Origin of the sequence: Aeromonas sp. R2-4, from assembly GCF_040908365.1 — a bacterium.
In the GTDB taxonomy this organism is placed as follows: domain Bacteria; phylum Pseudomonadota; class Gammaproteobacteria; order Enterobacterales; family Aeromonadaceae; genus Aeromonas; species Aeromonas veronii.
This window is the reverse complement of record NZ_JBFODO010000004.1, coordinates 127,406-139,265: the sequence shown is the minus strand read 5'-3', so window position 1 is coordinate 139,265 and position 11,860 is coordinate 127,406. Positions and strand designations below refer to the sequence as shown.

Annotated in this window: 11 protein-coding genes; 8 read left to right on the top strand and 3 right to left on the bottom strand. The window is 58.8% G+C overall.

Annotation, left to right across the window (positions count from 1 at the left end; all coding sequences use genetic code 11):
- Positions 1-39 precede the first annotated feature (39 nt).
- From AB5Z05_RS02165 to AB5Z05_RS02135, 7 genes are all read left to right on the top strand, one after another.
- Positions 40-798 (top strand): tRNA-(ms[2]io[6]A)-hydroxylase, encoded by a 759-nt coding sequence (locus AB5Z05_RS02165; protein ID WP_368149995.1) that lies wholly within the window; start codon positions 40-42, stop codon positions 796-798.
- Between the two features lie 302 nt (positions 799-1,100).
- Positions 1,101-1,745 carry an adenylate kinase gene (gene adk / locus AB5Z05_RS02160; protein WP_005337083.1) on the top strand — a complete coding sequence of 215 codons (645 nt, stop codon included), beginning with the start codon at positions 1,101-1,103 and terminating at the stop codon, positions 1,743-1,745.
- Positions 1,746-1,843: 98 nt separating this feature from the next.
- Complete coding sequence (gene hemH / locus AB5Z05_RS02155; protein ID WP_368149994.1) at positions 1,844-2,818, top strand: ferrochelatase; 975 nt, start codon at positions 1,844-1,846, stop codon at positions 2,816-2,818.
- Positions 2,819-2,852: 34 nt separating this feature from the next.
- Positions 2,853-3,245, top strand: coding sequence for an MAPEG family protein (locus AB5Z05_RS02150; protein ID WP_216950959.1), 393 nt, complete (start codon positions 2,853-2,855; stop codon positions 3,243-3,245).
- Positions 3,246-3,431: 186 nt separating this feature from the next.
- Positions 3,432-4,736: an inosine/guanosine kinase gene (locus tag AB5Z05_RS02145; RefSeq protein ID WP_005337079.1), complete on the top strand. Its 1,305-nt coding sequence runs from the start codon at positions 3,432-3,434 to the stop codon at positions 4,734-4,736.
- A 180-nt stretch (positions 4,737-4,916) separates the two neighbouring features.
- Positions 4,917-5,279 carry a DUF2750 domain-containing protein gene (locus AB5Z05_RS02140; protein WP_005337077.1) on the top strand — a complete coding sequence of 121 codons (363 nt, stop codon included), beginning with the start codon at positions 4,917-4,919 and terminating at the stop codon, positions 5,277-5,279.
- Between the two features lie 175 nt (positions 5,280-5,454).
- Positions 5,455-5,949, top strand: coding sequence for a hypothetical protein (locus tag AB5Z05_RS02135; protein ID WP_042055706.1), 495 nt, complete (start codon positions 5,455-5,457; stop codon positions 5,947-5,949).
- On the opposite strand, the gene AB5Z05_RS02130 is transcribed toward AB5Z05_RS02135, so the two are convergent.
- Positions 5,912-7,552, bottom strand: a complete 1,641-nt coding sequence (locus AB5Z05_RS02130) for an EAL domain-containing protein (protein WP_139459495.1) — start codon at positions 7,550-7,552, stop codon at positions 5,912-5,914. The genes AB5Z05_RS02135 and AB5Z05_RS02130 overlap by 38 nt on opposite strands.
- Before the next feature lie 189 nt (positions 7,553-7,741).
- On the opposite strand from AB5Z05_RS02130, the gene glgC reads away from it, so the two are divergent.
- Complete coding sequence (gene glgC / locus AB5Z05_RS02125; protein ID WP_368149993.1) at positions 7,742-9,016, top strand: glucose-1-phosphate adenylyltransferase; 1,275 nt, start codon at positions 7,742-7,744, stop codon at positions 9,014-9,016.
- An 84-nt stretch (positions 9,017-9,100) separates the two neighbouring features.
- On the opposite strand, the gene AB5Z05_RS02120 is transcribed toward glgC, so the two are convergent.
- Both AB5Z05_RS02120 and AB5Z05_RS02115 read right to left on the bottom strand, forming a co-directional pair.
- Positions 9,101-11,098, bottom strand: a complete 1,998-nt coding sequence (locus AB5Z05_RS02120; RefSeq protein ID WP_368149992.1) for a hypothetical protein — start codon at positions 11,096-11,098, stop codon at positions 9,101-9,103.
- A 195-nt stretch (positions 11,099-11,293) separates the two neighbouring features.
- Positions 11,294-11,845: a lipoprotein gene (locus AB5Z05_RS02115; RefSeq protein ID WP_368149991.1), complete on the bottom strand. Its 552-nt coding sequence runs from the start codon at positions 11,843-11,845 to the stop codon at positions 11,294-11,296.
- Between the last annotated feature and the right edge of the window lie 15 nt (positions 11,846-11,860).

Sequence of the window (11,860 nt, the reverse complement as noted above, 5' to 3'; positions counted from 1 at the left end):
TACGCTTTTAACCGGCGTGTTTAACAAACGAGAGTTTAGATGGATGATCTGCTAGCCCCAGTGCGCCAGTTTCTGCAGTGCGAGACCCCGGATGAGTGGGTGGAGATGGCGCGGGATCCGGCCCGTTTGCCGACCCTGCTCATCGATCACGCCAACTGCGAGACCAAGGCCGCACTCACCGCCCACAGTCTGGTACGCCGCTACTGCCTGCCCAAGGGCAAGCGCCATCTGCTGCCCAAGTTGGAGTTTTATCGCGAGCTGGATGCCATCCCGGAGAAGGCCGAGATCCTGGGCAAACGCACCATGGGTGAGTCTGATCGCTCGGTCTTTGCCGAGCTGGAACGCAATCCGCTGCTGTTTCCCATGGTGCGGCTCATTCAGGAGGAGCTGCATCACTTCGAGCAGGTACTGGAGATCATGCAGGCCCGCGGTATCGAGTACGGGCCGGTGACGGCCTCCCGCTATGCCCGCCAATTGATGCAGCATGTGCGCACACATGAACCGGCCACCATAGTCGACAAGATGATCATCGGCGCCTATATCGAGGCCCGCTCCTGCGAGCGGTTTGCCAAGCTGGCGCCCCATCTGGACGAGGAGCTGAGCCGCTTCTATGTCTCTTTGCTGCGCTCCGAGGCGCGCCACTATCAGGATTACTTGAGCCTGGCCGAACAGTACGCAGGGGAGGATATCAGCGAGCGGGTGGCCTTCTTTGGCAAACTGGAAGCCGAGCTTATCTGCGCGCCGGATCCGCAGTTTCGGTTCCATAGCGGCTTGCCTGTCACATCTGACAGTTGTTGACGCACAGGGGGCAACCTACTATTGCCCTGTTCCTACTACGAGCGACAAGTAGTTACTTTGAGCGCAATTCCCGGCCCTGAGCCGGGATCTTTTTTTCTGCCGTACCTCCTTCCTGTTTTTGGCGCTCTATGCTGAATCCCTGGCTATTTTTGCGTCTTCACCTTGCGATGAAATCCTGTTCGATCAGCCGGTTATTGTGGCGATAAAGTGCTCATTCAGGTGGCTCACCCTTGTAGAAACGGGCGAAACCGTGTACTTTTTTGCCTTCGCAAGATTTGAATAACCAATCAATAGGAGCGTGTATGCGCATTGTTCTGTTGGGGGCTCCGGGCGCCGGCAAAGGTACCCAGGCTCAGTTCATCATGGAAAAACACGGTATTCCCCAGATCTCCACCGGCGACATGCTGCGTGCGGCGATCAAAGCGGGCACCGAGCTCGGTCTGAAAGCCAAAGCTGTGATGGACGCAGGTCAGCTGGTCTCTGACGACATCATCATCGGTCTGGTTAAAGAGCGCATCGCTCAGCCGGACTGCGCCAAAGGCTTCCTGTTGGACGGTTTCCCGCGCACCATTCCCCAGGCGCAAGCCATGAAGGACGCCGGTGTCGTGGTTGATTTCGTGCTGGAGTTCGATGTGCCGGACGAAGAGATCGTCAAGCGCATGAGCGGCCGTCGCGTTCACTCCGGCTCCGGCCGTACCTACCACGTGGTGTTCAACCCGCCGAAAGTGGAAGGCAAGGATGACGTGACCGGTGAAGATCTGGTGATCCGCGCCGACGACGAAGAGACCACAGTACGCAAGCGTCTGGATGTATATCATCAGCAGACCGCGCCGCTGATCGGTTTCTACGGCAAAGAGGCGGAAGCGGGCCACACCCGTTACGTCAAGATCGACGGCACCCAGCCGGTTGATCTGGTCAGCAAGCAGCTTGCCACCATTCTGGGCTGATCTTTGCTGCCGGCACTGTTTCCCGTGCCATCAGATAAATAAAGAGAAGGGCCCTGTCGGGCCCTTTTTGCATAATGACAGATAGACAGGAAGCCAACGTGACCACGAAAACCGGAATATTGCTGGTCAATCTGGGTACCCCAGCCGCACCGACCACCGCTGCCGTCAAAGCGTTCCTCAGCCAGTTCCTGCACGATCCCCGTGTGGTGGACTTGCCCCGTTACCTCTGGTGTCCGCTGCTCCACTTCATCATCTTGCCGACGCGCTCGCCCAAAGTGGCCAAGCTCTATCAGCAGGTGTGGACCGAGCAGGGCTCGCCGCTGATGGTGATAAGCAAGCAGCAGCGCGCCGCACTGGAGCAGGAGCTCAAGCGGGAGGGGGTCGAGGTGCCGGTGGAGCTGGCGATGACCTATGGTTCCCCGTCAGTGAATGATGGCTGGCAGGCGCTCAAGGCCAAAGGGGTCAACCGGGTGATCCTGTTGCCGCTCTATCCGCAATATTCGGTCAGTACCACCGCCTCGGTCTTCGATGCCTGGAGCAAGGCGATGAAGAGAGAGCGCAATCTGCCGGTGGTACGGCTCATTCGTGATTATCACGCCCATCCCGAATACATTCAGGCGTTGGCCATGAGCGTGCGCCGTCACTGGGAGCTGCACGGTCAGGGTGATCACCTGCTGATGTCGTTCCACGGTATTCCCGAGCGCTACGAGAACGAAGGGGACCCCTATGGTCACCAGTGTCGCTACACCGCCACTCTGCTGGCCGAGGCGCTCGGGCTGGAGGCCGGGCAGTGGACCGCCAGCTTCCAATCCCGCTTTGGCAAGGAGGAGTGGCTCAAGCCCTACACCGACGTGACCATCGCTGGCCTGCCGGCCGCCGGGGTCAAGCGACTCGATGTGATTTGCCCTGCCTTTGCGGCCGACTGCCTCGAAACCCTCGAGGAAATTCAGGTACAGAATCGGGAGATCTTCATGGAGGCCGGTGGCGAGCGGTTTGAATATATTCCGGCCCTCAACAGCGATCAGGCCCATATCAGGATGATGGTCTCGCTCATCTGCCGCGAATTGGCATGAGTGACCGGCAGTCAGTCAAACAAGGAGTCGAGTCATGGTACATATCACGCTGATATACGCAGGCCTGCTGGGGCTGCTGTTTCTGGGGCTCTCCTTCTGGGTGGTCAGACGCCGCGCCCAGTTCGGGGTGATGATAGGGCAGGGGGAAGCCCCCGAGCTGCTGGCGGCGATCCGGGCCCACGGCAATTTTGCCGAGTATGTGCCGCTGACCCTGCTGCTGATGGCGCTGTGCGAGCTCTCCGGTGCCGGTGTGCTCTGGCTGCATGCCGGTGGCGCCATGCTGTTGGTCGGCCGCATCCTGCATGCCATCGGCATCCAGATCCCCAAAGCCCCCAATGTGCCCCGTTTTCTGGGCACCTTGCTGTTCTGGCTCGCCCTCGGCCTCTTCACAGTGCTGGCTCTGTTGCAGGGTATGGCAGCTGCCTGAAATCAGTCGCTTTTGTATGCTATGGAACCACCCCGGGCGGGGTGGTTTTTTTATGGTGAAAAGGCAAACGTTTTTCCTTGCAGGCCTTGTCTATACTGACTCCATTATTTAAACAGGGCGACTTTTCGGGGCGGCGGATTGTGTTAAAATCCCGCCCCTCTTTCCCCCAGAGCACAGAACATTGCCATGAAATTTCCCGGTCAGCGCAAGTCCAAACACTACTTCCCTGTCGACAGACGCGATCCCCTGGTGCCGCAAAATCCCCTGTTAACCGAGCTGGGCAAAGCCTACGTCGTCGGGATTGATCAGACCCTGGTTGATATCGAAGCCCATGTGGATGAAGACTTTCTGACCCGTTATGGTCTGAGCAAGGGGCACTCCGTCGTTATCAATGACGATGTAGCCGAACGGATTTATGACGAGCTCAAGGCCAACAACATGGTAGTGAGCGAGTTTGCCGGTGGCACCATTGGCAACACGGTACACAACTACTCGGTGCTGGCCGATTCCCACTCCATCCTGCTGGGTGTGATGAGTCAGGACATTCGCATCGGCTGCTACGCCTACCGTTATCTGTGCAACACCTCTTCCCGCGTCAATCTGGACTACCTGCAGCCGGTTGATGGCCCCATCGGCCGTTGCTTCACTTTCATTACCGAGTGCGGCGAGCGCAGCTTCGGCATCAACGCCGGCAAGATGAACCAGCTGGATGTGCAGCACATTCCGGAGGATGTGATCAAAGGGGCGTCAGCCCTGGTGATCACCGCCTATCTGGTGCGTGGTGACGATGGTGATCCGATGAAAGAGGCGGCCATGACCGCGGTGCGTTATGCCCGCGAGGCCGGTATTCCCGTGGTGCTGACCCTGGGCACCCGTTTCGTCATCGACGAAAACCCCCAGTGGTGGCGCGACTTCATTGCCGAGAACGTGACCGTGCTGGCGATGAACGAAGACGAAGGTGAAGCCCTGACCGGTATCGCTGATCCGCTCGGTGCTGCCGACAAGGCGCTCGACTGGGCCGATATGGTGCTCTGTACTGCTGGCCCCATCGGCCTCTACATGGCGAGTTATACCGACGAGGACTACAAGCGCGAGACCACTCATACCCTGTTGCCTGGTGTTATCCCCGAATTCAATATGTATGAGTTCAGCCGCCCGATGGCCCGCGCCAAGTGCCGCAAACCGGCCCGCATCTACTCCCACATCTCCCCGTACATGGGTGGCCCGGAGAAGATCAAGAACACCAACGGGGCAGGGGATGGCGCGCTTTCCGCCGTGCTGCACGACATGGTGGCCAACTCCTACCATCGGATGAATGTGCCCAACTCCGCCAAGCACATCTCCGAGTTCCTGACCTACTCCTCACTGGCCCAGGTGTGCAAATACGCCAACCGCGTCAGCTACGAGGTGCTGGCCCAGAGCAGCCCCCGTCTCTCCCGCGGTTTGCCGGAGAAAGAGGACAGTCTGGAAGAGGTTTACTGGGAGCGTTGATCTCCTGAATCTGCAAGACGCCTCCATCGGGAGGCGTTTTTGCAGGCAAATATGAGTTATCCCGGCTTTTTTCCCGGAATAACCCCAATATGCTTGAGTCCATGTCACTTTTACGACACCATTTGGCCATCGTATTGTCGCCCGACAATGCCGCAGCACCCGAAAGAAAGAGAGAACCCCATGAGCATGCTTAACGACAACCTTGACGCCAATTTCCAACTGTTTATCGAACAAGTCCGCGAGTCGGGTCAGGTATGGGGTCTGCGCTATGGGGAAGACTGGGTCGTCTGCCGCTCAGCCGAATTTGAAGATGCCGACGTGATGCCGCTCTGGTCTGCCGAAGAGGACGCTCGTCTGCACTGCGTCGACGAGTGGGCCGATTACGAGCCGGAAGTGATCGATCTGGAAGAGTTTCTCGATATCTGGATCAACGATCTGGATGAAGACGATGTGCTGGTCGGCCCGAACTGGAACGCCGATCTGGAAGGTCAGGAGCTCGAACCCATCGAGCTGGCCAAGGCACTGGTTGAACTGGACGCCTGAAAGCGCCTCCATTGATGGCCTGAACGCACAGGCCATCGGGACAAAGACCGGCATCCGTGAGGGTGCCGGTCTTTTTTATGGTCGAATGGCCCGATTGATGAGTTAAAAGCCGATTTGCCTTTGCACCTGTCAGGGGGATGGTCCATCATCAACCTTTTGCCAAGGGAGGAGCGCCATGTTTGTATTCGACGTAACGGGAGCTGCGGGTGAGAAGGCCAGCATTCGGGTGCAGGCGCTCGATTGGGCGCAAGCCGGACCTGTGACCTTCCAGTGCGATGATGATCAGCTGGCGGTCGTGCTCCTTAGCGGCTGTCGTTGCGATGCGGTGGGCTTTTTCAATCTGTTGGCGGGGTGCAAACCCCTCTATATCGAGCAGTGGCTCAGCTATCTGCAGGAGAGTGGTCGCATTGGCAAGTGGAGCCACCAGACCGAGAGTCCCGCCGATGGGGACTATCTGGCCAGAGCCGGTCTGGAGCACGATGAACTCAATACCCTGCTTGGCCAGGTCTATCAGGTGGCGGGGTTCAATCGCCTGCAAATCAACCGTTACCTCAAAAACCGCCACAATCCTACTACACTGGCTACCCGTTACGATCAGAAGGAGCTGGAGCGTTATCGCCAGCTCAATGACATCATTCTGACCCTTTTGAAGCTGAAGCATCCTCAGTAAAGAGCCCCAGCTGGCTGATATCCGGTCGCAGCGGTTGCGGCCGGGCGATCAGATAGCCCTGCAAGCCATCCACGTACATCCCCTGCAGCAGCTGTTTCTGACCAAGCTGTTCTACCCCCTCTGCAATGACCTGACACCCCATCCGATGTGATACATCGACGATCATCCGCACGAACTGCTGGTTGGTCTGATCCTGCTCCAGCCCGGTGATCAGGGCAGGGTCCAGCTTGATATAGTCGGGCTTGAGCTCGCGAAACAGGGTAAAGGAGCCGATCCCCTTGCCGAAATTGGCGATGGCCGAGCGACTGCCGTTGCGGCGCAGCAATTCAAACACCCGCTTGGCTCCGGTCAGGTTGCGTTCCAGATGCTCTTCATCCAGTTCGAACACCAGATTGGCGCTGGTATTGGGATCTTTGAGCAGCTGGCGGTCAAGCCAGATCAGGAAGGCGCTGTTTTGCAGCAGGTTGGGGGAGAGGTTGATCCCCCAGCGACTCTGGTTGGCACCAAAGGCCCGATACTGGCGCATGATGTGGGTAATGACCAGCTGCTCCAGCCGCATCACCATATCCAGCCGCTGGGCCATGGCAAACAGGGTGTCGGTGGGCAGGGCAGTGCCATCATTGCCGCTGAAGCGGGTGTAGATCTCGTTGTAAGCCAGCATGCTGCGGTGCAGGGGCTGGATCGGCTGGTAGGTAAAGCTGAGCCGCTCCTGCGCCAGCACTTCTGTCAGCACATCGCGCCAGTGGTGTTGCCCCTGCAGATCGGAGGCGCTGTCATCCTGCTGGATGGCCCAGCCGTTGATGGTTTCGGTCTGAGCGCGAGCCAGCGCCAGATCAGCTCTGGCCAGCACGGCTTCGATTTTCTGGCCGCTGCTGAGCTTGGTCAGCCCCGAGTAACCGGTGCTCTCCAGCTCGTGCTGATCCTGATAGTGATCGAAGGCCACCTTCAAATCCTGTCCCAGCAGATGGGGAGGAATATTGGCCACCGGTTGCACCAGCACGGCGAAATCGGCCCCCGAAATGCGGTAGACCTGATTGCCCGGGAAGCGGCTTACCACCCGCTTGATAAGGGCCGCCATGTCCTTGATGTAGGCATCACCAGACTGGAAGCCGCGTTGGGCGTTGATCTTGCCAAGCTCGGTGGCACGGATCAGCACCAGGGTCGCGGTCTGGGTGTCCTGATCCCGCTGCAGCAACTCGGTCATGTCGCGGCGAAATGCGTGGCGGTTGAGTAGCTGGGTCAGCTCGTCGGTGGTGGCCAGGTTGCTGAGCTCGGTCAGCTGGCGATGGGCGCTCTGCTCGGCGCTTTCGAACTGCTCCAGCAGCTGTTGCAGCACCTCCTGGGAGGCGGGCTCATCGAGTTGTGAGGGATCCCGCCCTCTGATCGCCTTGATCCAGGTGAGCTCCTGATGCTGGAGCATGCCATCCATGGTGCGGATGGCCAGCATCAACAACAGGATCATGCCAAGCAGTGTGGTGGCCAGAATAATGGCCAAAGTGAGCGGTGTGCTCTGAAGGGCCAACCAAACTGCTTGCAGGAGCAGCAGGGGTATGGTCACTATGGTGGCGATCAGAAAGAGGGTACGTCCGAGCTTGTGAACCATCTTGTCATCCTTGAAGTGGCTGCTTTGTGGGGGAATTTTAACCAAGCTGGCGGAGCAAAGCATGCTATTCCTCGCAACTCGGTGAAAAGGGTCAATTGAGATCGGTTAAATGTGAGTGAAACCACTTTCACAGGTGCCGAAACAGGCGAAGATGAGTTGAAAATAGATCAAACAAGGCAGAGGTAAATCATGTTGTTAGAGCCCGAAAATAGTGCCAAAGCACGACAATTATTGAACCAGAGTATGGCACTGGTGCTGGCGGGTGGACGTGGTAGTCGCCTGAAGCAGTTGACTGACAACCGCGCCAAGCCTGCCGTCCATTTCGGTGGCAAATTCCGGATCATTGATTTTGTGCTCTCCAACTGTATCAACTCGGGGATCCGCCGCGTTGGTGTAGTCACCCAATACAAATCCCACAGCCTGCTGCGTCACCTGCAATCGGGCTGGTCCTTCCTGCGTTACCAGATGAACGAATTCATCGACCTGCTTCCTGCCCAGCAACGGGTGGACGAGGTGCACTGGTATCGCGGCACCGCCGATGCCATCTATCAGAACGTCGATATCATCCGCGACTACGGCCCCAAATACCTGGTGGTACTGGCGGGGGATCACATCTACAAGATGGATTACGCTGCCATGCTGCTCGACCATGTGCGCCTTGGCGCCAAGGTGACTGTGGCTTGTATCGAGGTGCCGCGGGCCGAGGCATCCGCCTTCGGGATCATGGATATCGACGAGCAGCGCAAGATCCGCGCCTTCGTCGAAAAACCGGCCAATCCGCCCGCCATGCCGGGTTGCGAAGATCGCTCGCTGGCCTCCATGGGGATCTATATCTTCGAGGCGGAGTACCTCTACCAACTGCTGGAGGAGGACATTCTCAATCAGGACTCCAAACACGACTTCGGGATGGATGTGATCCCCCGCATCGTGGAGGAGGGGATGGCATTTGCTCACTCCTTCAACATGTCCTGTGTCGGCGCGCGCGAGGGGCAAAAGCCCTATTGGCGTGACGTGGGTACGCTGGACTCCTTCTGGGAAGCGAACATGGATCTCGCCTCCGTGCTGCCCGAGCTCGATATCTACGATCAGAACTGGCCCATCTGGACCAGCCAGACCCTGACGCCACCGGCCAAGTTTGTGCAGGACCGCAATGGTCAGCACGGCATGACCATCAACTCCATGTTCTCGGGCGGTACCATCGTCAGTGGGTCATTTGTGCTCAACTCGGTGCTCTTTACCAATGTGCGGGTGCACTCCTTCTGCACCCTGGATCAGGCCATCATCTTCCCCGGGGTCGAGATTGGCGCCGGTTGCCGTCTGCGCCGGGTGGTGGTGGACAAGGGATGTGTGCTGCCCGATGGGCTGGTGGTGGGCGAGAATGCCGATGAGGATAGCCGCCGCTTCTACCGCTCCGAGCAGGGGATTGTGCTGGTGACCAAGGAGATGCTGGACAAGCTGGTTTGAGGAAGGCCCTTGAAACTGTGTCAGACGCTGTAATGCAAAGGGAGCCAATTTGGCTCCCTTTTTCATGCTGGTGAATGGCGAGGATTACTCGCTAACCACTGCTTTGGCGGCCATCACCATGGCGGTGCCGTGCTTGCCACCGGCAGCGGTCACTTGCGGTACGCCATCTTCATCGGTGTCGCTGCCGGCACCTTCGATGATGTTCTCGCCGGAGTCACCGATCCACTCGGCCATCTGCATGCCACCGTTGACGGTGCCACGGAACCAGCTGACGTACTGACCGGTCAGCTTGGCCAGCTCCAGCTCGGGCGCCTTCTCGGCCCCTTCGTTGCGCAGGTTCAGCATGGCAGAGCGCAGGGCGCCGGAGATGGCAGCCTGGGTCCAGGGGGTGTATTCACCCTGTTTACCCGCCAGCCAGGTGCCCGCCTTGGCATTGAAGTAGGCCTTGTCGGCAGCGATAAACAGCTCGCGGGCGGCAGTGCGGTACTTGGCATCGGAGGTGGCGAGGAACGCCGCGGTCAGACCACGGATGGCGGCGAACTGCGTATCGATGGAGTGGCCGGCATCGAGCTTGCCACCCAGGGTGATGCCGTCATGCACCAGACCATTTTTGCCCTTGAGGTTGGCAAGGATGAAATCGGCCTGTTTGCGGATAAGCTCAAGCGCCTGCTGACCCTGCTGGGTCTTGAGGTTCAGCTCGCCATTGTCACCGGCGGCGTAACCAACCGGCAGCGCATCCTGAGCGCGCTGGAAGATCTGCAGGGCGACCAGTGCGTAAGCGGCGTCAAAGGTGGTGACGTGCTTACCCTGTTTGCCTGCCTGCCAGCTGTCGACCAGGGTGCCAGCCTTGGTATCAAAGTGCAGGGCTGCCAGGTTCTTGAAGGTGAGGTTGGAGAGATTGATCGCCAGCGAGAAGGCATCGCTGCCCGCGACCGCTTTGCCCAGGTCATTGGTCTTGTTGGCAGCAGGTGCGGCGGCAAACGGCGCACCGTCAAACACGGCGTGGAAGGCCGGGTTCTGGTTGGTGTTGGCGCTGCGCTGATCGCTGAAGGCATAGAACTCGGAGAGCGGCCACAGCATCATCCAGGCATCGCGCAGCTGGGCGGAACCATCCACCACCTCCAGCTTGCCGATGGCACCGGCATCGTTGTTGCTGGTTTCGGTCACTTTCACCTGATGGGGGAAGTAAATCACGCCCTTGGCCGGTTCGTACTGCGGGGTGATCTTGGCGCCCAGTTGTTTACCATCGAAGCCGAGCTGGTTCTGCATGATGGCCAGCTTGTCGATGGATTGCTCGGTCAGCATCATGCCGTTGAAGCCGTCAGCGGCAGAGACGCCCAGCTTGTGCTTGCCATCCTGATCCATGGTGGCGGAGGCGGCTTCTACCTCTTCATCGGTCTCGGCCACGTGCATGCCGCCGAGGAAGTCTTGCGACCACATCACCTCTTTGAGCAGGATACCGCCCACCGCTGCGGGCACCAGCAGGTTGTCGCTACCGCTCCAGCGCAGGGTGCTGTAGTCACGGAAGTAGGCGGGCACCTGGGTCTTGACGGTTTTCTCGGTCCCTTTGGCGGTCTTGATGGTGATCTGGTCGCCATTGACCGGGGTGGCGTTGACGGCCTGGGCAAACTCCGGATTGGCGGAGGCGTAGGGCAGGGAGAGGGGATACATGCCCTGCGGCACTTCATCCGCCGGGAAGCCAACGGCATCGGCCATGGCCAACACCCGTTGCCCCAGAGATGCCATGGTGCCGCCACGGGCCAGGTTTTGCGGCCCGTTCACCAGATGCGGGCCCATGCCGGATTGGTAGTTGAGGGCGTACATCGCCTCTTCGGAGTATTCGTAGGATTCGATGCCGGCAGCGAAGTCGAACGGGGTCGGCTCATCGGCACGGTTGGCATCCAGCACATCCAGATCCAGCCCCAGCGCTTCGGCCAGCGGCTCACCGGAGAGCTCGAATTCGGTATAGGCCAGCATGTTGGCGGCGGTATTGAATGTCTTGTCTTCGACTTTGACGGCAGCGTGTGCGGCGCCGCTGATCAGTGCGCAGGCGATCGCCTGAACCAGTACGGTTTTTCTCATGTCCCTTCTCACCATTGGTTTTATTATTGACGCTTCTCATGACGAATCTAAATGAGAATGGTCTGCATTATGCTGTGTTGGCGGGGACTTGAGAAGTAAAAAACCGCCCCATTCGGCTGCACGTTAAACTGGATGTGCGCTGTCGAAGAGGACGGTTATCTGTTGAACGCGCTGAAAGTGCCAGCGCTGCGGGGATCAGAGCAGCTTGAACGGGATGACCAGACGGCCCGGCTCTACCTTGAGGGCTTCGACCTTCTCCTTGATCCTGGCTTCGTTCTTGCGGCTGCTGTCGAGGCGGTAGACCGGGGTCTGCGACAGGAACAGGGAGAGCGACTGATTGAAGGTGGGCAGCAGCGGGGTGAGGGCAGCCCCAATATCGGCCGGCTCGGTCTTGACCGAGACCAGTTCAAGGTCGCGCAGATAGATGGCGCCCTGATCGGCCACATAGTCCGGGCGGGCGCTCAGGGCAAAGCGGATCTTCATCTGCTGGCTGCCAAGGGGGCTGCTCACCTGCAGGTCGCCAGCGGCGTCCAGCTCGATGCGACCTGCTTGTTTGCGGCCGATACGGCTCTGCATCTCATCCAGACGGATCTTGCTCGACATGATACCGGGGATCCCCAGCTGTTTTTCAAAAGAGACCTGATCTTTGAGGTACTGGTTGATTTCGGCCTCGCTGACGTTGTACTGGGTCAGGGAGCAGGCCCCCAGCAGCAGGGCGAGGGGGAGTAACAACAGCTGTTTCAACATGATGGATTCCGCTTG